The organism is Kitasatospora sp. P5_F3 (assembly GCF_054049135.1).
In genome coordinates, this window is the sequence record NZ_JBFUMY010000011.1 from 55,590 (window position 1) to 76,390 (window position 20,801).

The window sequence follows — 20,801 nt, forward strand, 5'->3', positions numbered from 1 at the left end:
CGCACAAGGCGCGGAACGTTCCAAGCACCGGGCCGCCCGGCGGCCGCAGTTCTGGTGTTCACCCCATGAACACAACTGACACACCGTCAATAGCTTTACGTGCAGGCGCGATCGACAGTTCGTCACCATCGAGTCCAGCCGAGAGGAAACACCGGACCCATGGCCGCACCAGTCCCAGTCCAGCTGTCCGCATCCGTGCCGGAGGAACCGGCCACCCCCTACAAGCAGTACGTGTACGCCTACCCGCACCAGAAGGCCTACCGGCTGCTGACGGACCGACCGCTGCTGCGGGACGTCTGGGCGAAGGAGCGGCTCGACGCGCTCTCGCTGTACGTGCACATCCCGTTCTGCGAGATGCGCTGCGGCTTCTGCAACCTCTTCACCCGCACCGGCGCCCCCGAGGACGTCACCCGCGCCTTCCTCGGCACCCTGGAGCGGCAGGCCACCGCCACCCGCGAGGCGCTGGAGGCGAAGGGCGACCCGGTCCGCTTCACCCTCGCGGCCTTCGGCGGCGGTACCCCCACCTACCTGACCGCCGACGAGCTCAGCAAACTCTGCGACATCTGCGAGCACGTGATGGGCGCCGACCTCAAGATGCTGCCCTGGTCGGTGGAGACCTCGCCGGCCACCGCCACCGCCGAGCGGCTGGCCGTGCTCGCCGAACGCGGGGCCACCCGGCTGAGCATCGGCGTGCAGAGCTTCGTCGACGAGGAGGCCAGGGCCGCCGTCCGGCCGCAGAAGCGCAAGGAGGTGGACGAGGCGCTGTCCCGGCTGAAGGAGGCGGCCTTCCCGATCCTCAACATCGACCTGATCTACGGCATCGACGGCCAGACCGAGCAGTCCTTCCGGGTCTCGCTGGACGCCGCGCTGAGCTGGGAGCCGGAGGAGATCTACCTCTACCCGCTGTACGTCCGCCCGCTGACCGGCCTGATGGCCCGTCACGACAAGGACGGCAAGCTCTGGGACGCGCAACGCCTGCGGCTCTACCGCTACGGCCGCGACCACCTGCTCGCGGCCGGCTACCGGCAGACCTCGATGCGGGTCTTCCAGCGGATCGGCACCGCCGCCGTGGAGCTCTCCGCCCTCACGGGTATCAGCGAGTACAACCAGCAGGCCGGCATGGTCGGACTCGGCGTCGGCGCCCGCTCGTTCACCACCGACCTGCACTACACCACGGACTACGCGGTCGCCGTGCCGGAGGTCCGCCGGATCATCGACGACTACATCGCCACTCCCACCGAGGAGTTCCGGCGCGCCCAGTGGGCGTTCCGGATGGACCAGGACGAGCGCCGCCGGATGTTCGTCCTGCAGGCCCTGCTGGAATGGACCGGGCTGCACACCGACGCCTACCACCGGCAGTTCGGCACCCGGCCGCAGGCCGACTTCCCCGCCGAGTTCACCGCACTCGCCGAACGGGGCTGGCTCGCCACCCGTGGCGAGGAGTTGCTGCTGACGCCGGAGGGTATGGCCTGGGCCGACGCGATCGGACCGCTGTTCTTCTCCGCCCGGGTGAACGAGGCGATGACCTCGTACCAGGAGCGCTGACACCGCTACGCCCCGTCGGACGCCCGCACCGCCGGGGTGTCCGACGGGGCCGCCACCCGGGCCCGGCGCTGTGGCCAGGAGACCAGCACCAGCCCGCCGAGCAGCAGGGCGGCCCCGCAGCCGCCCGCCACTCCGAGCCGTTCGCCGAGCAGGGCCAGCCCGAGCAGCGTCGCGACCAGCGGTTCGGTGAGGCTCAGGGTGCCGACGGTGGCGGCGCTCAGTCGGCCGACCCCCCGGGTGAAGAGCAGGTAGCCGAGTGCGGTGGTCCCCAGCGCGAGCCAGGCGATCAGCAGCAGGCTGTCGGGTTCGGTGATCCCATGCGGCGCCGCCAGCAGTCCGGGAGAGACCACAACTCCCGCGCACAGCACGCTCATCGGCGCTGCGGCGGCGGTGTCCGCACCGCGCTCCGCGAGCCGGCCGGTGACGGCGATGTAGACGCCGAAGCCGGCCCCCGCGCCGACCGCGAGCAGCACGCCCGCCACCGAGGCCCGGTCCGTCCGGCCCGGCAGGAGCAGCAGCGCGATCCCAGCCACCGCGCAGGCGGTTCCACCGACCCAACGGGCGCCGAGCCGCTCCCCGGTCAGCCTCCTGGCGGCCAGTCCGGCCACCGCCGGTACGGTCCCGAACGCCACCGCCGTGGCCACGGCTGCCCCGGAGCGGTCGACCGCCTCCAGGAAGCAGACCTGGAAGAGGGCGGTCACCAGCACCCCGACCACCATGGCGCCACGCACGCCCGGCTGCCAGAGCGTCCGAAGTCCCGCGCGGCGTACGGTGAACAGGCCCAGCACCGCACCACCCAGCAGCATCCGGCAGGCCCCCAGCGCCACCGGCGCCACTCCGGTGTCCGCCAGCACCTGCGCGGGCCCCACCGTCCCCCAGAGCACCGCGGCCGCCAGCACCGGCCCCACCCCGCTGCCCACCACCGCACGCCCGCCTGCCATCGCCCTCACTCCGCCAGGCCGAGGTGCGGACCGCACCTCGGCCCACGGCGCGGCGAGCCGCCCGGCGACACCCTCTCCCGGATGCTAACGGGGCGTCAGAACACCGGGCCATCACAGAAGTCCACCAACCAGGACCGCCCTCCGGCCGCCCGCCCCGTAGGTTCGCACCAGCTCACGGTCTCAGTCGACCACGAACAGCCGGGCCCCCTCCGCCGTGCTGGAGCGGTGCGGCTGGGTGTCGTCGCCGACCTGGTAGCTGCTGCCCGCCGTCAGCGTGACCACCTCGCCGTTGCCCAACTCCGTGGTCAGCGAGCCTTCGAGGACCAGCAGGATGTGCCCCCGGTCGCACCAGTGGTCGGCCAGGTAGCCCGGGCTGTACTCCACCATCCGGACCCGGACGGACCCGAACTCCCTGGTCCGCCAGGTGGCGAAGCCGGTCTCCCCCGGGTGCTCGGTGGCCGCGACCTGCGACCAGTCAGTGGTGCCGAACGGAATGTCGATCATGTCCATCCCGGCAGCGTATCCGTCCTGCCGGGTGAGCAGGACGGACACGCCTCCCGCTACGGCGCCTTGACGTCGGCCTGGCGGCCGCTCTTCAGCAGGCAGTCCCGGAACTCGTACCACGGCGTGACGCCCGTCCACCGGAGGAAGCCCGAATCCCCGGTGCCCGCCGTCATGTTGATGAACCGGCAGCCGTCGTAGAGCAGCTTGCCCATGGTCATCGCGGTCGGCGCGGTCACCTGGTGCGAGCCCATCAGGATGCAGTCCTGGTAGCGCACCATCGGCCCGCGCGACGGGTTGACGGTGTCGAAGCGGTACACGTGGGTGACGGCCGTCGGCGCCCAGGGCTGGTACGAGTTGGCGGTGTCGTCGCAGGAGACGAAGGTGATCGTGCCCTTGTACCAGGCCGAGTCGATCAGCTTGTGCCCGACGCCGCGCAGCTCGAACCGGATGCCCTGGACGAGCAGCCGCATCACCGAGTCCGCCCGGGAGTTGGCCGCCGCGCCGAGCTGGAAGATGGTGCCGGTGGAGGTTCCGTCGGTGATGATGTAGGAGCCGCCGATGAAGTTCATCGACCCGCCGCGCTCGTTCCGCACGAAGATGCCGGACTTGAACTCGACCTTGCAGTCCCGGAACCAGTAGTTAAGGAACTGGTCCTGCTGCGAGACCGACGGCGTCATGCCCATCACCAGGAAGGCGTCGGCGTAGGAGCCACTGATCTGACAGTGGTCCCAGCCCATCTCGCTGTTCAGGTTGGCGGTGGTCGGTCCGTCCAGCCCGATGCCGACCTTCCAGGTGCCGCGCCACTCGACGTCGGTGTACCAGGTGTCCTGGACACCGTAGGTCGTCGAGGACCTGGCGATGTTGAAGGTGGCGGTATCGTCCAGGCTGTCGAAGGTCAGCCCGCTGATCCGGATGTTCCGGTACCGCTGGTCGTTGGTCCAGAGCACGGTGTCCTGGACCGTCGGCGCGTACGTGATCCGGGACAGCCGCTTGCCGTACCCGACGATCGTGATGCCGTCGACGACCTTCTTCGCGGTCTCGCCACTGACGTTCGGCAGCAGTGAATCCGGCTGCGTCAGCAGGTAGTTGCCCGGCGGGATCAGCAGCACCTTGGTCGGCGTCGGCCCACCCACCGGGCTCACCTGCTCACCGGCCAGCAGCTCGGCCGCCGCCGCCCGGAACGCCGTGTCACTGGCCGTCCGCCCCGTCGGGTCGGCTCCCTTCGCCAGGACGTTCACCACATAGGCGTCCACCCCCGTGGCCGCGACCGCCGCCGCACTCCCCCCGCCCAGCGCCAGGCTGCCCGCAATGGCACCCGCCCCGGTGAACCCGGCGAGCAGGGCCCGGCGGCCGGGTCGCTTCACCGCCTCGTCGTGGCTTCCTGACCTGTCGTCACTGTGTCGTTCTGCGTACGTGGACAACGCGCTCCCCCTCGTGATGGATCTACTCAGAGCAGCATGATCATCTGTCATGCCCATCCGGTGCCACAACCCCCGGTCAGCCGCGAATCCGGTCACCCCGGCATGGTGGAATCAGCTCGGACCGGGCAGGATGCGCAGGGTCACCGCGTCGGCATCACCGGAGCCCGCTGGTCACTCGCCGGGGCCGAAGCCGTCCTCAAACTTCGAGCCTTGACCAGCAACGGCGACTTCGACGCCTACTTCACCTGGCATCTCAAGCAGGAACACCACCGCGTCCACAAGGTCCGCTACCAGGACATACACAGCCTCGCAGCCTGACGGCCAGTCACTCAGGAAGAACTACACCCAACCAGGTCTGCGCCCGTCACCCGTCCAGCCCCGGTCGGCCGGGTGGTGGGGATGGTTGCGGTCCACGAAATCACGGCCCTTCTCCATCCTGCTCGATCGACTACCGCGTTCGCTCGCCGGGCCTGTACGCACGCCGTGACGGCAGCTCACAGCGGCCCTGGAGGGCCGCCCGGAACGGTACTTGCCGCGGGCCCGCCGCATGCTGGATGACGCTGGATATCGAGCGTCTCTCGGCAGGTCAAACGGCTGAACGGTGACGGTTCGTTCCCGATTCGGATGTGACGTTTCGCCCAGCCCGTTGACCTGTCGCAGCACCCCGCGGTCGCCCCATACTCCAGGACCTGACGAACCAAAGGGGTGGTGGAGCACGGTGAACACAGTGGCGACAGCAACGACCTGGAAGCTCGGGGACCTGGCAGTGAACCGCGTCGGCTACGGCGCGATGCGGCTGACCGGCAACGGAGTGATGGTGAACTCCGACGGCACGCCGATCGACCGCGCCGCCACCTGCGCACCACCTTCGACCGCCACCTCGAGATGACCGTCCGCTTCACCATCTGGCACCACATCACCAGCGGCACCGGCCTACCTTCAGCAGCCTGACCCAGTACCGCCGGCGGGCACAACCACGCCCTGACAGAACCTCAGACGATCACATAACCGACAACGTGACAACACCCTCCGCTCCGCTGTCCGTCCCAGCCCAGCCTTGATCGACGACCAGGAGAACCAGGTGAACCAGGCGAGCACGCTGTCCCCCAACGACCTTCGGGAGGAGGCCGCTCCGGACCGTCGGTCCTGGCCGGTGCGGCGAGGGCTGCTACTCGAGTCCGCCCCCCAGCGCCGACTGGCTCTCGGAGGCTTCATCAACCAGCTCGGCACCGCAGCCTTCCTGGCGACGGCGCCGCTGTACGCCATGCGGGTGATCGGCCTGTCCATCGGGCAGGTTGGCCTCGGCCTCGGTGTCGCCGGAGTCGTCGGCCTGCTCGCCGGCCCACCCGTCGGACACCTCGCCGACCGACGCGGGCCGCACGGTGTGTTCCTGGCTACCCTGCTGGTCCAGGCCGTGTCCATGCTGTCGCTGCTGTTCGCCCACTCGTTCGTGGCATTCATGGTGGCCGTGGCGGTGACCGACCTGGCCGGCGCCTCGGGAGGCGCCGCGCGTGGCCCGATGATCCGCCGCTTCGGCGGTGACGAGGTGCCGAAGTTCCGCTCCTACCTGCGCTCGACCGCCTTCCTGGCGAGCACCTTCGGTGCGCTGGCCGCCGGTGTGGTGATCCAGCTCGACTCCGGCTCCGCCTACCGGGCGCTCATCCTCGCCAACGCCCTGTCCTTCGTCGGCTGCGCGGCCGTCATGCTCCGGCTGCCCAAGCTGGAGCCGCTGCCGGCCTCGGCCGAGTCGGACCGGTGGCTTGCGCTGAAGGACAAGCCGTACATGACGTTCGTCGTGCTGGACGGCATCCTGTGGATCCAGGGCGAGGTGGTGACCTACGCCCTCCCGCTGTGGGTGGTCCTGCACACCCATGCACCGCGCTGGTTCACCGGCGTCGCGCTCGCTGTCAACACCGTGATGGTGGTCCTCCTCCAGGTCCACACCAGTCGCGGCATCAAGGGCGGCCAGGTCGCCGGCCGGGCCACTCGGCGTGCCGGGGTGGCGTTCCTGGTCGGCATGGGGGTCATCGCGATGGCCTCGGGCCTGCCTGGCTGGGTCGCTGCGGCAATCATGATGGCCGGCGTCGCCATCCACACGGTGGGTTCGCTGTGGCACGGGGCCGGGTCGATGGAGCTGCGGTTCCGGCTGGCCCCCGCACACGCGCAGGGACAGTACTCCGGCGTGTTCGGCATCGGCATGGGCCTGTGCTACACCGTCGCCCCCGGCCTGCTCGGCTTGCTCTGCCTGAGGTGGGGCGCCCCCGGCTGGCTGGTCATGGGCGGCCTCTTCGTCGCAGCCGGCCTGGCCATGCCGTTCGTGGTCCGGTGGGCCGGACGGTCCCGGGAAATCGACGCCTGATCGGGCGAACCGGGGCCCGGGCCGCTCCTCCGGAGTGTCCGGGCCCATCGGAGCAACACCTGCAGCCACCGCCAGACACAGAGCAGTTGTGCCACGATACGCAGCGTTCTGCCACCGGAGATGGCGCTTGGCGCTGAGGCACACCTCGACCCAGACGACCTCTTCGGGCCCTGATCAGCAACGGCGACTTCGACGCCTACTTCGCCTGGCATCTCAAGCAGGAACACCACCGCGTCCACAAGGTCCGCTACCAGGACATACACAGCCTCGCAGCCTGACGGCCAGTCACTCAGGAAGAACTACACCCATCGGCGAACGTTCGTACTGCTGCCAGCGATCGGGATCCGCCTGCCGGACGGACCGTTGGACAGCGTGGTTCTTCGACGGAGCGGCCCCCGGCCGCGCTGGGTAGGTACCGGCTCCCGGGGCTGCCGCTCCAGCCCGCCCGGGCCACTACCTACCCGCGATCACGCTCCGCGTCGAACCACCGGACGGGACCGGCCGCAGCTCGAACAGGTGGGTAGCGGCTACCTGTTCGTCAGGAAGGGCGATCCGCCGACGGACCTACTGATCTGCCAAGATCTTCGCCAGAGCCGAATTTCGTGGCCGCTGAAACCGTCAGAGCCAGCTGACGAAACTGACTGCGCCGAGTACGACGAACAGGACCAGCAGAAGCGCGACGAGGACCGCAGCTGTGCAGCCGACGAACCGCATCACCGCAGATGAGCCCTCCACCTCTGACTCTTCACCCTCGGACGGGGTGAAGCCCCAGGCCAGTGGACGACCCTCAGCAGCCGAAGCTGCCTTACGGACTTCGGCCAGAGCGGTTCGGGCGAACCCGGTGGCCGCAACGTCCTCGGGGCCGCGCCATGCCAGCGCGATCATGCGTGCCACGGCGTTGGGGTATCGAGCCTCGAATGCCGCCGTCTCAGCGGGGTCCCGGTCGGCCTGCAGATAGGTCCAACGCCCAGCCTCGGCGGTGTCGCCGTACAGCCGGTAGATCTCGCCCAGACAGCACCGCACTTGAAGGTCACTCGGGTAGGAGGAGACCAGGCCACGCAACCGCTGGCGAGCCATGGGTACTCGGCCCGCACGAAGATCCGCGTCTACGTTGGCAAATGTCTTCTCGATAGTCACCAACACATGATCACCGAGCGAGAGCCCCAGGCCCAACGGCTTAATCACCTGGCAAGCAGCCCAGGGCTTCGGCAAAGTGGCGTGATGTCCGTTTTGATCAGGTGAGTCCGAGGAGGGCGAGTGGTCGCCTCGCCCGGTACCGGTTGCGGGATCACGGACGTCGAGAAGCCCATGAGCTTGGAAGCCGTACCTGCTTCCGATCCCAGAGCCACCAGCCCCACGGACGGACCGTCACGTACCTGACGCCACGCGGCTACGCCGTATTCGCTTACGTTCAGGCAGGTTGGAAGAATGCGAGCATTTTCTGGCTGGCGTCCGGCGACGCCAGCATCTCCTGCATGTCCGCGGACTGTCGGCCGACAGTGCCGGTGCGGTCGAACATCTCGCGTTCGTACTCCTCGACGGCGGCGGGGAAGTCGTCCGGGTGGGCGGCCAGTGCGAGGCCGAGCAGGGCGCCATCGAGCATCGCCATGTTGGCGCCCTGCCCTACCGGGGGCATCAGGTGGGCGGCGTCGCCGAGGAGGGTGACGCCCGGGGTCGCGGGCCAGGTCAGGCCGACCGGGAGGGTGGTGATCGAGCGGGGCAGGATCGTGTCCCCGCAGGCTGCGATCAGGGCGGTGAACCGTGGGTCCCAGCCGGTGAACAGGTCGATCAGCTGCGCACGGGCGGCGGCTGGATCGTCGAACGGGATCCCGCTGGCGGCGAACCAGTTCTCGGCGGTGTTGTAGAGGCTGAGGTACACGCGTACTTGGCCATCGCCGTTCCGCTGCGCCGACAGGGACTGTCCGTTGCCGAGCACCCAGTAGTTGCCGCGTCCGACCATGGTGGCGAGGTCGGGGTGGGTGAGGTCGATGTCGGGGATGGCGAGCTCGACGACGCTTTGGCCGGTGTGCGCCGGCAGGGCGTCGGTGAGCAGGGCGCGGACCCGGGAGTTCGCGCCGTCGGCGCCGACCAGTAGGTCGGACGTCGTACGGCTGCCGTCGGCGAAGTACAGGAGGCCGTGGTGGGCGGACTCGAACGCGTGCCCCCAGCGCACCGTGTGTGCGGGGAGGGAGTCCAGCAGGAGGTTGCGCAGGTCGGCACGGTCGGCCTCAGGCCGATCCAGCGGGGCGTCGTCGGGCGTGTCCTCCTGCAACAGCAGGGTTCCGTCCGGTTCGAGGAGGCGCAGGTCCTGGCCCTGGGGGCGGGCGATGGCGTGGAACTGGTCGATCAGGCCGGCCTTGCGCAGCGCCCGCTGGCCGGTCCTGGTGTGCAGGTCGAGCATGCCGCCCTGGCCGCGCGCGCCGGGCGAGGGTTCACGTTCGTAGACGACGGCGTCGATGCCGTGCACGTGCAGCACGCGGGCCAGGGTCAGGCCGCCCAGGCCGGCTCCGATGATGGCGATGGTCATGAGTACCCCCGATTCACCGTATTGATCGATACACTGTATCGACGCTGTCACCGTATCACTCACGCGGTATTGTCGGCGGCATGTTGGTGTGGGAACGGCCGGAGCCGCAGGATCGACCGGTGTTGGGCCCGCTGAGCCGGGAGCGGATCGTACGCGCGGCGGTCCGGCTGGCCGACGCGGACGGCCTGGAGGCGGTGTCGCTGCGCAAGCTTGCCGCCGCGCTGGAAGTCGGGCCGATGCGGCTGTACGGCTACATCGCCACCAAGGAGGAGTTGCTCGACCTGATGGTCGATGCGGTCCACACCGAGATTCGGCCGACCGGCGACGGCTGGCGAGAGGTGCTGCGCTCCCTCGCCGAGGCCACCCGACAGGCCGTTCACCAGCACGAATGGCTCGCCGACCTGATCGGCGGGCGGCCGCAGCTCGGACCGAATACGCTGGCCAGCGGCGAGGCTGTGGTGGCCGCGATGGGCGGCGTCGCCCTGGACGCCGCCGTGCCGGCGATCTCTGCGGTCAACGCCTACGTGATCGGCGCGGTGCGCCGGGAGATCACCGAGCGGCGCGCCGAGCGGGCCACCGGGATGGACAAGGAGCAGTGGCAGGCCACCTTCGGGCCGTACCTGGAGCGCACCTTCGCCACGGGCCGATTCCCCGCGCTGGCCACGGTCGTCCGCGACGGCCCTCACCTGGACGCCGATCAGACCTTCCGGACCGGCCTCGACTTCCTCCTCGACGGCATCGAAGCCCGCATCTCAAGCTGACACGCGACCGAGGGACCGGACGAGCGCCACCTGTGGCACCAGGTTGGCGCTGATGCATTGAAAGTCCGGTGAATCCCCTGTGAACCAAGTAAGTTGACGGTCAGTCACTTCAGGTCGGCCGAGGGGGACGCGGCAACCGTCCAGCGGCCGGCCACTGCGAGCTGTGGTGTCACACGTGGGGGGTACGTTGCGGCGGTCGGAGGACGAGCAGGTCGTGGCGGCGCTGGGCCGCGCCGGGGTGCAGGGTCTCGCCCCGGGAGAGATGCCGCTGTTCACCCAGCTGAGCGAGGCGTACTTCGCCCGCGGGGTCAGGCTCGACCGCTCCGATCGGGATGCGCTGTTGGGGTTCGGCCTCGACGCCGCAGTGGTGCTGCTGACACCGGTGGTGCTGGAGGCGTGCCGTCAGCTGTGGGGCGCGCTGAGCGCGAAGGCGGCGGAGCGGGCGGTGGACGGAGCCGGAGGTCTGCTGAGCCGGATCCGGCTGCGCCTCGGCAGGGGCGGCGCGCCACAGGACGGGGCCGCCCGGGTGGAGTTCACCGCCGAGGAGCTCACCCTGCTGCGCACCGAGGTCACCAGGTGCGCAGCCGACCTGGCGCTGACGGATGCTCAGCAGCGCCTGCTGGCCGACGCGATCGTCGGAGCACTGGCCGTGCCCTCCCCAGCCCTGCCCGCCGGGGAGTGACGTGGGACCGGCCGGCGCCGGGGCGAGCGGACGGGCCGTCACCTCGGTCCTGTTCACGCTGCTCTCGCTCGAGGTGGCGCTGTCGACACTGATCGTCGCCCGGGGAGCCTTCGCGATCTCCCCCGGTGGCCGGAACTGGATCGACCTGTGGACCCGGTGCGTGACCGCCCACCCGCTCGGCGGGGTGCCGACCGGCATCACCGACCTGCCGTCCTTCGCCGACTGGGGGTCGTACTCGAGCGGGCAGCTCGCCGCGGTCGAAGCGTGCGCGGCCCCCGCTCAGCACGACCAACTGCGCTGGCTCGTCGGCGGTCTGCTCCTCGTCCTGGCCGTCGCGGCGCTCTTGTACGCGGCGCATCCGCCGGTGCTCGCCCGCCGCTACCGCCTGCGCGGTTTCGACCCCTCGGACGCCGCACTGCTGCTGACCGAGCTGGAGCGGCTGCGACGGACGGCCGGTGCCGGACGCGTGCGGTTCCTCAGCCGCCCCTTCGATCCGGTGCCGTCGGCCTTCGTGGCCGGTCTGCCGGGTCGGCGCACGGTCGTCCTCAGCGCCGGACTCGTGGTGCGTCACCACACCGACCCGGCCGCGTTCCGGGCCACCGTCCTGCACGAGCTCGCGCACGTGCGCAACCGGGATGTCGACCAGACGTACGCGGCTCTGGCGCTCACGGGGGCGTTCACCCTGGTCGTGGGCGGGGCCGCGCTCTGGTTCGCGACGGCGGGCAGTGCCCCGCCCGGGCTGGTGGCGGGGTTCGTCCTGCGGGTGGTCGGTCTGCTGATGGTGAGCGTGGTGCTGCTGGCGGCGCTGGTCCGCTCCCGGGAGTTCCAGGCCGACGCCCGGGTCGGTTCCGGGACTGCGGAAGGGGACGCGCTGGCGAGAATCCTCGCGAGTATGCCGACCCCGTCGCGCCGAGCACGGCCACGGCTGCACCCGGCTCCCGGCTCCCGGCTGGCGGCCCTGCACGGCTCCGCGCCGTTGTTCGGGCAGAACTTCCGAGGGGGTCTCGGTATCGGCCTGGTCGCCATGGTCGGGCTGACCGGGCTGAGCCGGGCGGCATGGCTGCTGGTGTCGGACCCGGCCCAGGCCGCCTGGACCGCTGCGGCCATCGCCGTACCGGTGGCGGCGGCCGTGGTGGGTGGGCAGTGGCGTCCGGGCCCGCAGGCCCGGGCCGGGGGGGGACGGGGTCGGTGCGAGCCCGGCCGGGTCCGGAAGGACCGCGCGGGCCGCCCTGCTGACGGTGGTGGTCGTGCTCGCAACGGTCGCCTACACGATCGTGCTGCGCCTGGTCGACCAGGCGTTCCTGACGCTCGCTCCGCTGTCCGGGCAGGGCCCGGGCGCCGCGCTGTCCGAACTGGCGCAGCCGTTCGCGCTGCCCGGGCTGGCATACGCCTCCGCTGCCGTGCCCGCGGTGCTCGGCTGTGCCGTGGTGTCGGCCGCCGTGGTCGCGGGCATCGCGATGAGGCAGCGACTGCGGAACCGGCCGCCCTGGGCGGGCGAGTCGATGACGGCGATCAGGGCGGGTTCGCGAGCGGGGCTGATAGCGGGTACGGCCGTGGCGGTGCTGATCCTGCTCTCCGCCTGGCAGGCGCACCAACTGCCGCTGCTGGAGCGGTGGAGCCACGAGTTCGTCATCCGCTTCCAGCTCTGGCTGATCCTGGCCGCTGATGTGATCGCACTGCTGGCCGGCCTGGTCGCGGCCGGCCGGGAGCCGCGTACGGGGCTGCTGCGCGGGGGGACGACAGCCCTCGTGTGCGCCGCCGTAGGGGCGTTCGCGATGGTCGTGCAGCCACTCCTCGGCCACTGTGCGGACGCCTTCGCACTGCGCCCGTCCAGCCGGGGGTGCCTGTCCGCGCCCGCCGGGGACGGCGTCGTTCTGATGGTCCAGCTGCTCCCCGGGGTGACCGGCGTGCTGTGCGTACTGCTGTTGCCGCCCTGGCTCGGCCTGCGGAGTTGGGTGGCGGGGCGGCTTTCGCCACGTCTGCGGGTGCGGCGGTGGGCGGTCGGCGGGCGCGGGCTCGCCCTGGCGGCGGTGCTGCCGCTGCTCGCCGGCCTGTACCTGGCCGGTCACCTGGTGACCCGGCAGAGCCGCGCCACGCCGACTCTGGCCGGGGCGTCGGTCGGGGACGGCGGCTGGGTCGGGGCGGCCGACTACCGGTTCCGCCTGGTCCCCGGCTGGTTCGACGTCAGCTCCCAACCGGACGGCTCCGGAGCGCACCTGCGGATCCGCCCGGAGGATTTCGTGCTGCGCGCCCAGGTCACGATCACCCGGACCACGGACTTCCCGATCGACTCCTCCAAGGCGACCCTCCTCGCACAGGGCGGCCACGAGACCCTCGTCGGCGGACACCGGGCCCTCGTCCTCGAAGGCCGGCCACCGGGTGAGGACCGCTCACGCTTCGTCCTGGTGGAGGACGGCGGCGAACAGCTGCTCATCCACCTGTCGGCCCAGCCGCAGACCTGGCCGGACCGGGTGCGGGAGCTGGACACCATGCTGGCCGGCTGGCAGTGGACGGGGTGAGTGCAGGACTGCGGTGAGAACGTCGCACCAGAGGGTGCGAGGCCAGGGCTTCGGCAAAGTCTCGGGATGTCCGATTCGTGATCACGTGAGCCCGAGGAGGGCGAGTGGTCGCTGCGGGTCGCGGGCGTTGCGCCGCAGGGCAGTGGCGATGCTGCGGACGCCTGCGAGGCGGAGTGCGCCGATGGTGAGGTTGCGCCAGGTGGCCATCGCCCGGGGCGCGTTACCGGTGCGGAGCTGGGAGGCGCCCTCAGCGAAGGTCACGTCACGGATATGGTGCAGCGCCTCGATGGACCAGTGGCCACGGATCAGGGCGTCGAGCTGTGCGAGAGCGGCCCGGTCGGCGGGCAGGCTGGTGACCGCGTAGATCGTCTTGATGGTGATCCTGCCGGTCTTGCGGTTCACCCGGCGACGTTTGAGCTGGATGGCTTGGCGGGCGTGGGGGAACAGCAGGTTGTTCACGGTCGCCGCCTTGATGCGGCGGATCTCACCCCGCCCGTGCCCGGCCTCCCTGGCGCGTCCCTGCAAGGGGATCGCCTTCCGGGGAAGGGACTTGAGCTGCCTGCGGAGCTTCTTCTGATTGCCTTTGACGATCACGATGTAGTGGGCGCCGCGACCCAGGAGGTAGTCGGCGTGCTCGCGCTGGGTGTGCATCGCGTCGCTGGTGACGACCGTGCCGGCGAGGTCAGCGACGGTGTCCAGCAGCGGCTGGAAGCAGGTGATCTCGTTCGTCTTCTCACCGACGTCCAGCTGAGCCAGGACCAGGCCGGTGGTGTGGTCCATCGCGGCGCGCAGGTGGATCTTCCGGCCGTTCGCCTTGGCGGCGCCGCGCAGACTCTTGCCGTCCACGGCCAGGCCGCGCAGCCCGGCGGCGGCCCCGGTCGTCTTCGGGCGGCGGTCCGCGAGCCAGCGGCCGACCGCCCGGTCCAGCGCGTCACCGTCAAGCAGCCGAGCACGTCATTGCCGATCCGGACGCACTTACCGCGCTGCCTGCCGTCCGTGCGTTCGCTGCAGACCGGATCGACATCGAGGGCGAAGGAGCCCTGAGCATCGCCTGGGACGCCTACCGGGCCGTCGCCGGTGAGGAACGCCCAGAGGACGTCCACCAGGCTTCGGGTGCAGCACTGGTCGCCGTCGGACTGCCGGAGTTGCTACGGCTCCTCCTGGTCGCGCCTTGGTGGCGTGGCTGCCGCGCCTGATATGCACTCAGGAGCGCTGGCCCTACGATCCGCTGTTCACGAGCTGAGCACAGCGGGCTCCGTCCTACTCGCTCATACCGCCCATGCCTCGCTGGTCGCCCGGGTCAGCCAGCGCAGGTACCAGTCGCGGAAGTCCACACGGTCCGGTCCGGCGAGGAGCGGTTCGAGGGTTCCGTCGGCTGCTCGAAGGTCGGTCCAGAGAGCTCCGCGGTCAGGACCGGTGACGACGAGCCAGGTGAAGTAGCCGCATCCCTCGTGGCTGAGGCAGATCGCCCCTGCGGTCATCGAAACCTGCAGCCGTTCCCACTCGTCGTCCCAGGCCCGGAACGCGGCGAGGTACGACTGGCTGTCGGGGAAGTCCTGCTCGGCAGGCTCGCGAGCGTCCAGGTCCTCCTCCCGGTCGGCGCGCTCCGCCGCTGACGGGAACGGCTCTCCCAGAAGGACGTTGTCACTGCGAACGTCATTTCCTTCGGCCCAGTGCCATCCCTGTCCGTCGCGCCGGAGGGGAAAGATCCCGTAGTACGGCCCGGCACCGCTGGCACCGACCTCCAGCAGGATGGAATTCGGACGGACGTGACTACCTGCACAGCCAGACGATTTCGCCGGTCCCGAGTGGCAGCTGCCAGGTTCCAGCCGTGTCCGGGCTGGGGAGAATTCTCGCTGCTCCGTCCCGTTCAGCTTCGACCACCCGGGAGTTGGCCCATGCACCGTCGCGTTCTTCCCGTCGCCCTCACCCTGCTGTCGGTCTTCGGGGCGGTCGGGCCGGCCGGCTCCGCGCAGGCGGCCGAGGCCGGGCCGAATCCGGTGATCTTCGTGCACGGGCGCAATGCGGACCCGGGTGTCTGGGGCACGATGACGGCCGACTTCCGGGCCCACGGCTTCCCCGCCGACCGGCTGTTCACCTGGTCGTACGACACCAGCCGGTCCACCAACGAGGTGTTGGCCGGTCAACTCGCCACGTACGTCGAGCAGGTGCGGCAGCAGACCGGGGCCGCGCAGGTCGACCTGGTCGCCCACAGTCTGGGCAGTCTGCCGACCCGGTGGTACGTCAGGTTCGGCGACGGCAGCCGGACGGTGGCCAACTGGGTCTCGCTGGCGGGCCCCAACCACGGGACCACGCTCGGGTATCTCTGCGCGCTCTGGGACCAGGGCTGCCGGGACATGACGCCCAACTCCTATGTGGTCAGTCACCTCAACCAGGGCGACGAGACCCCGGGCAGCACCCGCTACACCACCGTCCGCTCCTCCTGCGACGAGCAGATCGCCCCCACCGCCAGCACCGCACTCACCGGATCCGTCAACCTGGAGACGGCCGCCTGCCTGAAGCACAACGACCTGCTGACCGACCAGTCCGTCGCCGCCGCCGTGCGCGCGGCGCTGACTCCCTGACGCCCCATGGTGACCGTCCTGGTGAACGGCCTTCCGGCGGCCGGCAAGTCCACCCTCGCCCGCGCCCTGGCGAGCGAGTTGAGGCTGCCGTTGTTCAGCAAGGACTCGATCAAGGAGACCCTTGCCGACCAGCTCACGCCCGGCACCGGCACCACCCCGCGCGAGTGGAGCACCGCCCTCGGCCGCGCCGCCTCGGAGACCCTGTGGACGCTGCTCGCCCACGCGCCCGACGGCGCCGTGCTGGAGAGCCCGTGGCCGGCCGACACCCGCCGGTTCGCGGTGGCCGGGCTCGCCAGGGCAGGCGTCCAGCAGGTCCAGGAGGTCTGGTGCGACGCGCCGTTGGCGGTCCTGCGCCGCCGGTACGCCGAACGGGCCGCCGAACGGCACCCCGTGCACCTCGAGGACCCGGCGGATGCCGAGGAGCGGTGGGAGCAGTGGAGCCGGGCGGCCCAACCGCTCGGCCTCGGGCCGGTGCACCGCGTCGACACCACTCGGCCGGTGGACATCCCGTTGCTGGCCCGGCAGATCACTGACCGGGCGGCATCAGCGCCCAGTCGATGGCCGACAGGGTGACCATCGACAGCAGCGTCGAGCAGAGCACCGAGTTCCGCGGCAGCGCGGTGCTCAGGCCGTACTCGCGCGCGAAGACGAAGACGTTCTGGGCAGTGGGCAGCGCGGAGCAGAGCACCACCGCCAGCAGCTGACGGTCGCTCAGCTGCAACATGCTGCCCACGGCCAGCGCGGCCAGCGGCTGGACCAGGTTCTTGGTGAGCACGACCACACCCACCTCGGCGCGCGGCGAGCTGCCGGTGGTCGCCGGGCGTCCGTGCAGCGAGAGGCCGAGGGTGATCAGCGCGGTGGGGACTCCGGCGCTGCCGAGCAGCGCGCAGGAGTGCCCGAGCGCCGTCGGCAGCTGCCAGTGGAGGGCGGAGCAGGTGGCGCCGAGGGCCGAGGCCAGGATGACCGGGTTGCGCAGCGGCATCAGCAGCAGCCGGCGGTGCGCGGCGCCGCCCCCTCCCCTGGTGCCGACGTCCAGCGCGGTCAGGATCACCGGCGTCACCAGCAGCACCTGGAAGAGCAGCACCTGACCGATGAACGAGGCGTCACCGAGCACCTGGAGGGCGACCGGGATCCCGAGGTTGGCGGAGTTCACGTACCCGGCCGCCATCGAGCTGATCGCCCGGTCGGCGGGCCGCCGGTCGAACAGCCACCGGGCGGCGGCCCAGCCGAGCAGCGAGGCCGCCAGGGTGCCGGCGGCGAAGGCCAGTATCGAGGTGTTGGCGAGGCTCCCCAGCGGTGCCCCGGCCAGCATGGTGAACAGTGCGGCGGGCATCGCGACATGGAAGACGAACCGGCCGAGCACCGCCTCGGCCTGCTCGCCCAGCAGCCCGGTCCGGCCGACCAGGTAGCCGACGGCGGTCAGCGCCCAGATCGGCACGAAACTCGACAACAGTGGCTGCATGGTCATGACGCACCATCATCGTCCCCCCATGATCGGTCAGCGCAGGGGGGCCGGGGACTCCGCGTCGCGGGCCAGCAGGCTCGGGCCGCCGGTGCCATCTGCCGGTACGGTCCAGACGTCGGAGCCCGGGCCGGAGTGCGGGAGACCGTACGCGATCGTATGGTCGTCGAGCCAGGCGGGCTGGTCGTCGACACTACGGGTCTCGGCGAGCGGGGTCTCGGCAAGATCTGCCAGCCGAAGCACGGTGAGCCGCCAGCCGTGGTCGGGGAGCGCCTTCTTGTACGCCAGCCTGGTGCCGTCCGGGGAGAGCGACGGGCACTCCACGTTGTCCTTGAGAACCCGTAGCGCCCGGGCCGCGAAGTCGCCCACCACCAGGGACCGGTGGCCGTCGGCCGACATCGTCGCGTAGAAGCGGTTGTCGTCGGCCGCGAAGGTGACGCCCCAGAAGTTGGCGTCGGGGGCCGGCGGGTGGCCGTCCACGGTGAAGGCTTCGAGGTTGCCCGCCAGGGTGCCGCTGCGGGTGTCCAGGATTCCGGAACGGGTGGAGAAGCGGCCACCGTTGTAGGAGTCGCCGGTGACGAAGACCGTCCAGGACACCATCCGCCCGGAGGCGGAGACCCGGGCCCGGCTGGGCACACCGTTCAGCGGGATCGCCCGCACCTGGCGCAAGTCCCGGTCGAGCACCGCGAGTTGGTACGAGGCCGGGCTCTCCAACAGGCACACCCCGGTACCACCGGCCGCGTACACCCGGGCGCAGGGCAGCGCCGACCGGGTACGCACGCCGTCGGGGTGCTGCATGGCGAGCAGGCCGGTCACGGTGTCGCGGATCAGCAGCCCAGGGCCGTCCAGGGTGACGGCGGTGTCCGGTACGGCGGGAGCGGGCACGGCCCGCAGCAGGGTGTAGCCGAGCGCGACCCCGGCGAGCAGCAGGGTCGCGGCGAGGGCGGTCAGGATGCGCCACTTCATTGAGGGGAGGGTCCTTTGAGCAGGGGGACGGAGAGAGCCAGCGCCACCGCGGCGGCCCCGGCGGCGGCCAGGCAGGCGGCGGAGGTGCCCCAGTACTGCCAGGCCAGCCCGAACAGCACCGAGGAGCACAGACCGGCCAGCGCCTGCCCGGTCTGCAGCAGAGCCAGGCCGCTGGTGCGCAGTTCGACCGGGAGCAGCGGCCCGGCCAGCGCCATCAGCACGCCGTCGGTGGCGGCGTAGAACGCGCCGTGCAGCAGCAAGACCGCCGGTACGAGCACTACGGGGCCGCCAGCCCCGGCTGCCAGCAGCACCTGCACGGCGACCACGGCCCCGTAGCCGCCGAGCACCACCGCCCGCCGCCCGATCCGGTCGGCCAGCCGGCCGAGCGGCGCGGCCAGCAGCAGGTAGGCGAGCGCGGAACCGACGGCCAGCAGCGGGAAGGCGGTGACCGGCAGGTCGTCCCGGCGCTGGAGCAGCAGGTAGACGAACCCGTCGCCCACGGTGGTCAGCCCGAGCAGCGCGGCGGCCGCGCACAGCGAGCGGAACGGCCCCCGGCCCAGCAGCGCCAGCGCAGCTTGGGGACGGACCCGGCCCGGCGGCAACGGCTCGGTGTGGTCGCGGACGAAGAGCGCCAGCAGCAGGACCCCGAGCAGGGCGAAGCACAGGCTGGTGAGGAACACCGCGTCGTACGAGCGGCCCGAGCCCGCCAGCGCGAGCACCCCCACGGCTACCAGCGGTCCGGCGAATGCTCCCAGACTGTCCATCGCCCGGTGCGCGCCGAAGGCCCGGCCGAGCCGGTGCTCGGGGACCGAGAGGGTGATCAGGGCGTCCCGGGGTGCGGTGCGCAGCCCCTTGCCGGTCCGGTCGACGGCCAGCACGGCGCCGATCGCGGCGGGGGCCGCGCCGGTCAGCAGCAGTCCGGCCTTGGCGGCGGCCGACAGGCCGTAGCCGATCCCGGCGACCAGCTTGCGGCGGCGGAACCGGTCGGCCGCGTACCCGCCGGCCAGCCGGGTCAGGGCGGTGGCTCCGGTGAACAGCCCGTCCATCATGCCGTACTGACTGACCGTCAGGTGTAGCCCGAGCACCAGATAGGCGGGCAGCACSGMGCTGACCATCTCGGMGGASACGTCGGTGACCAGGCTGACCAGGCCGAGGGCGAGGACGTTGCCGGTGAGGATCCGCGGGGGGGGGGGGGGGGGGGGGGGGGGGGGGGGGGGGGGGGCGGGGGGGTCACCTGCTGCCAACTGCCGCCCCTGGTACAGGTCTTGGCCAGCGGGGTGACCGTGCTGCCGCTGGTGTTGTGCTTGACCACGACGCTGGCCCAGGCGTACTTCACGGTGTCCTGGCAGTCACCCTTCCACCAGACGGTGAGCTTGGTGACGCCCGGCGGCGCGGTGAACGTCTGACTCAGGACGGAGTCCCCGTCGGTCGGGGTGGTAGCTCCGGCCGCGCCGCTGTAGGCACCGGCGTGTGCGGTGTCGGTGATCGCGGTGGTGCCGGTGCGGGTCCAGCCGTTGAAAGTCCCGTACWCGAAACCGCCGTTGACGATGCCACCGGCCGTGGTGGGCGAGGGCGAGGGCGACGGGCTGGGACTGCCGGTCGGCGAGGGCGAAGGCGACGGGCTCGGGGAGGGAGAGGAGGTCGTCCACACGTCGGTGATCGGCGTGGCGGTCGCCGCCGCGCCGAGCGGGCTGAGGCCGTAGGCGTCCTCGATGGTCCGCAGCACGTTGTAGTGGTTGATCTGCCCGGCGGAGGTTCCGGGGCGGACCTTCTCGCCGACGAAGACGGTGGCGATCTGGTTCACCGAGCTGAAGTTGTCCTCGTCGAAGGTGACGACCAGCAGGCTGTTGTGGGTCTTGGCCCACTGCGCGTACCCGTCGAGGTTGTTCTTCAGCCAGGTGTCGCCGGTGCCGACCGAGCAGTCGTGCATGTCGTTGCACATGTCGGGGACGACGAAGGAGACGGTCGGCAGCTGGGTGTAGTCCGTGGGGAAGGTGCTGTAGCGGACGTTGCTCGCGGCCGGGACGTTGTCGAAGTCGACCCAGGGGTTGTGCTTACGAACGTACTTGCCGCTGCTGCAACCGGTGTAGCCGTCCGAGGGCATGCCCTCGGAGTAGCCCTTGAACGTGAGACCGGCCCCGATCAGCTGGCTGCCGAGGTTGGCCTTGCCGGTGAAGTTCTTCGGGCAGGAGTCGTCCGTGACGCCCTGTTGGGAGCCGGAGAACATCGCGACGTAGTTGCCCTGGCTGGGGTGCGTGACGCCGAACGACTGGGTGAAGCTCGCGCCCTGCCCGGCGAGTTGGTTGATGTACGGCGCGCTTGAGCTGCCGATGATCGTCGAGTAGTCCTTGTTCTCGAACGTGACGACCACGACGTGATCGGGCCGCGGCACTGCGGTGACGGCTGCGGTGGTGCCCTGCGGTGCGGCGGACGGGACGGCGACGCCCAGCGCCGCGCCGGTACCGGCCAGGGTGATCACGGCGGCCACCACCGCCGTGATCACGGATCTTCTGCTTGGCATGAACAGCT

At 70.9% G+C, this 20,801-nt stretch carries 19 protein-coding genes and 2 pseudogenes; 10 read left to right on the forward strand and 11 right to left on the reverse strand.

All coding sequences use genetic code 11. The features are described from left to right. Nucleotides 1–159: 159 nt before the first annotated feature. Nucleotides 160–1,545 carry an STM4012 family radical SAM protein gene (locus tag ACXJMZ_RS09590; protein WP_457029561.1) on the forward strand — a complete coding sequence of 462 codons (1,386 nt, stop codon included), beginning with the start codon at nt 160–162 and terminating at the stop codon, nt 1,543–1,545. A gap of 5 nt (nt 1,546–1,550) precedes the next feature. Here ACXJMZ_RS09590 and ACXJMZ_RS09595 read toward each other — a convergent pair whose 3' ends face one another. The 3 genes from ACXJMZ_RS09595 to ACXJMZ_RS09605 all read right to left on the reverse strand — a co-directional run bounded on the left by ACXJMZ_RS09595 (nt 1,551) and on the right by ACXJMZ_RS09605 (nt 4,354). Then, the gene (locus ACXJMZ_RS09595) at nt 1,551–2,486 is read right to left on the reverse strand and encodes a DMT family transporter (protein WP_457029562.1); all 936 of its coding nucleotides are present in this window, start codon (nt 2,484–2,486) and stop codon (nt 1,551–1,553) included. A gap of 180 nt (nt 2,487–2,666) precedes the next feature. Then, complete coding sequence (locus ACXJMZ_RS09600) at nt 2,667–2,996, reverse strand: DHCW motif cupin fold protein (protein WP_457029563.1); 330 nt, start codon at nt 2,994–2,996, stop codon at nt 2,667–2,669. A 50-nt stretch (nt 2,997–3,046) separates the two neighbouring features. Continuing rightward, a complete protein-coding gene (locus ACXJMZ_RS09605; protein ID WP_457029564.1) occupies nt 3,047–4,354 on the reverse strand; it encodes a hypothetical protein in 1,308 nt (435 codons plus the stop codon). Nucleotides 4,355–4,555: 201 nt separating this feature from the next. Here ACXJMZ_RS09605 and ACXJMZ_RS09610 point away from each other — a divergent pair. The 3 genes and pseudogenes from ACXJMZ_RS09610 to ACXJMZ_RS09620 all read left to right on the forward strand — a co-directional run. Continuing rightward, nucleotides 4,556–4,729 (forward strand): annotated as a pseudogene (locus tag ACXJMZ_RS09610) (ISKra4 family transposase); the annotation flags it as partial. 409 nt (nt 4,730–5,138) lie between these two features. Then, nucleotides 5,139–5,300 (forward strand): hypothetical protein, encoded by a 162-nt coding sequence (locus tag ACXJMZ_RS09615; protein WP_457029565.1) that lies wholly within the window; start codon nt 5,139–5,141, stop codon nt 5,298–5,300. A gap of 168 nt (nt 5,301–5,468) precedes the next feature. After that, nucleotides 5,469–6,770, forward strand: a complete 1,302-nt coding sequence (locus ACXJMZ_RS09620; RefSeq protein WP_457029566.1) for an MFS transporter — start codon at nt 5,469–5,471, stop codon at nt 6,768–6,770. A 618-nt stretch (nt 6,771–7,388) separates the two neighbouring features. Here ACXJMZ_RS09620 and ACXJMZ_RS09625 read toward each other — a convergent pair. Continuing rightward, nucleotides 7,389–7,907, reverse strand: coding sequence for a DUF6584 family protein (locus tag ACXJMZ_RS09625; RefSeq protein WP_457029567.1), 519 nt, complete (start codon nt 7,905–7,907; stop codon nt 7,389–7,391). 274 nt (nt 7,908–8,181) lie between these two features. Next, the gene (locus ACXJMZ_RS09630) at nt 8,182–9,297 is read right to left on the reverse strand and encodes an FAD-dependent oxidoreductase (protein WP_457029568.1); all 1,116 of its coding nucleotides are present in this window, start codon (nt 9,295–9,297) and stop codon (nt 8,182–8,184) included. 80 nt (nt 9,298–9,377) lie between these two features. Between ACXJMZ_RS09630 and ACXJMZ_RS09635 the strand changes: the two genes are divergently transcribed. The 4 genes and pseudogenes from ACXJMZ_RS09635 to ACXJMZ_RS09650 all read left to right on the forward strand — a co-directional run bounded on the left by ACXJMZ_RS09635 (nt 9,378) and on the right by ACXJMZ_RS09650 (nt 13,259). Continuing rightward, on the forward strand, nt 9,378–10,058 hold the full coding sequence (locus tag ACXJMZ_RS09635; protein WP_457029569.1) for a TetR/AcrR family transcriptional regulator: 681 nt from the start codon (nt 9,378–9,380) through the stop codon (nt 10,056–10,058). Between the two features lie 175 nt (nt 10,059–10,233). After that, the gene (locus ACXJMZ_RS09640; RefSeq protein ID WP_457029570.1) at nt 10,234–10,740 is read left to right on the forward strand and encodes a hypothetical protein; all 507 of its coding nucleotides are present in this window, start codon (nt 10,234–10,236) and stop codon (nt 10,738–10,740) included. Next, a pseudogene (locus ACXJMZ_RS09645) lies at nt 10,661–11,692 on the forward strand (M48 family metallopeptidase); the annotation flags it as partial. The gene ACXJMZ_RS09640 and the pseudogene ACXJMZ_RS09645, both read left to right, overlap by 80 nt. 295 nt (nt 11,693–11,987) lie before the next feature. Then, entirely contained in the window at nt 11,988–13,259 is a 1,272-nt protein-coding gene (locus ACXJMZ_RS09650; RefSeq protein ID WP_457029708.1) for a hypothetical protein, read from the forward strand. Between the two features lie 81 nt (nt 13,260–13,340). Here the strand turns inward: ACXJMZ_RS09650 and ACXJMZ_RS09655 are convergent, their stop codons facing one another. Both ACXJMZ_RS09655 and ACXJMZ_RS09660 read right to left on the reverse strand, forming a co-directional pair. Then, on the reverse strand, nt 13,341–14,204 hold the full coding sequence (locus tag ACXJMZ_RS09655; protein WP_457029699.1) for an ISAs1 family transposase: 864 nt from the start codon (nt 14,202–14,204) through the stop codon (nt 13,341–13,343). Between the two features lie 323 nt (nt 14,205–14,527). Further along, on the reverse strand, nt 14,528–15,163 hold the full coding sequence (locus ACXJMZ_RS09660) for an SMI1/KNR4 family protein (RefSeq protein WP_457029571.1): 636 nt from the start codon (nt 15,161–15,163) through the stop codon (nt 14,528–14,530). Between ACXJMZ_RS09660 and ACXJMZ_RS09665 the strand changes: the two genes are divergently transcribed. Both ACXJMZ_RS09665 and ACXJMZ_RS09670 read left to right on the forward strand, forming a co-directional pair. Beyond that, the gene (locus ACXJMZ_RS09665; protein ID WP_457029572.1) at nt 15,158–15,844 is read left to right on the forward strand and encodes an esterase/lipase family protein; all 687 of its coding nucleotides are present in this window, start codon (nt 15,158–15,160) and stop codon (nt 15,842–15,844) included. The two genes, ACXJMZ_RS09660 and ACXJMZ_RS09665, sit on opposite strands and share 6 nt — an antisense overlap. Before the next feature lie 6 nt (nt 15,845–15,850). Then, a complete protein-coding gene (locus ACXJMZ_RS09670) occupies nt 15,851–16,417 on the forward strand; it encodes an AAA family ATPase (RefSeq protein WP_457029573.1) in 567 nt (188 codons plus the stop codon). Here the strand turns inward: ACXJMZ_RS09670 and ACXJMZ_RS09675 are convergent. The 4 genes from ACXJMZ_RS09675 to ACXJMZ_RS09690 are packed head-to-tail and all read right to left on the reverse strand — an operon-like array spanning nt 16,371 to nt 20,793. Beyond that, nucleotides 16,371–17,312, reverse strand: coding sequence for an AEC family transporter (locus ACXJMZ_RS09675; protein ID WP_457029574.1), 942 nt, complete (start codon nt 17,310–17,312; stop codon nt 16,371–16,373). The two genes, ACXJMZ_RS09670 and ACXJMZ_RS09675, sit on opposite strands and share 47 nt — an antisense overlap. A gap of 30 nt (nt 17,313–17,342) precedes the next feature. Continuing rightward, nucleotides 17,343–18,272 carry a hypothetical protein gene (locus tag ACXJMZ_RS09680; protein WP_457029575.1) on the reverse strand — a complete coding sequence of 310 codons (930 nt, stop codon included), beginning with the start codon at nt 18,270–18,272 and terminating at the stop codon, nt 17,343–17,345. Continuing rightward, nucleotides 18,269–19,375 carry an MFS transporter gene (locus ACXJMZ_RS09685; protein WP_457029576.1) on the reverse strand — a complete coding sequence of 369 codons (1,107 nt, stop codon included), beginning with the start codon at nt 19,373–19,375 and terminating at the stop codon, nt 18,269–18,271. The genes ACXJMZ_RS09680 and ACXJMZ_RS09685 overlap by 4 nt, the downstream gene beginning before the upstream one ends. Next, on the reverse strand, nt 19,339–20,793 hold the full coding sequence (locus tag ACXJMZ_RS09690) for an alkaline phosphatase family protein (RefSeq protein ID WP_457029577.1): 1,455 nt from the start codon (nt 20,791–20,793) through the stop codon (nt 19,339–19,341). The genes ACXJMZ_RS09685 and ACXJMZ_RS09690 overlap by 37 nt, the downstream gene beginning before the upstream one ends. Between the last annotated feature and the right edge of the window lie 8 nt (nt 20,794–20,801).

Excerpts from the sequence above, each read along its gene's own strand:
- ACXJMZ_RS09590 (WP_457029561.1), top strand. The coding sequence starts at position 160 with ATGGCCGCACCAGTCCCAGTCCAGCTGTCCGCATCCGTGCCGGAGGAA.
- ACXJMZ_RS09595 (WP_457029562.1), bottom strand. The coding sequence starts at position 2,486 with ATGGCAGGCGGGCGTGCGGTGGTGGGCAGCGGGGTGGGGCCGGTGCTG.
- ACXJMZ_RS09600 (WP_457029563.1), bottom strand. The coding sequence starts at position 2,996 with ATGGACATGATCGACATTCCGTTCGGCACCACTGACTGGTCGCAGGTC.
- ACXJMZ_RS09630 (WP_457029568.1), bottom strand. The coding sequence starts at position 9,297 with ATGACCATCGCCATCATCGGAGCCGGCCTGGGCGGCCTGACCCTGGCC.
- ACXJMZ_RS09635 (WP_457029569.1), top strand. The coding sequence starts at position 9,378 with ATGTTGGTGTGGGAACGGCCGGAGCCGCAGGATCGACCGGTGTTGGGC.
- ACXJMZ_RS09665 (WP_457029572.1), top strand. The coding sequence starts at position 15,158 with ATGCACCGTCGCGTTCTTCCCGTCGCCCTCACCCTGCTGTCGGTCTTC.
- ACXJMZ_RS09670 (WP_457029573.1), top strand. The coding sequence starts at position 15,851 with ATGGTGACCGTCCTGGTGAACGGCCTTCCGGCGGCCGGCAAGTCCACC.
- ACXJMZ_RS09675 (WP_457029574.1), bottom strand. The coding sequence starts at position 17,312 with ATGACCATGCAGCCACTGTTGTCGAGTTTCGTGCCGATCTGGGCGCTG.
- ACXJMZ_RS09680 (WP_457029575.1), bottom strand. The coding sequence starts at position 18,272 with ATGAAGTGGCGCATCCTGACCGCCCTCGCCGCGACCCTGCTGCTCGCC.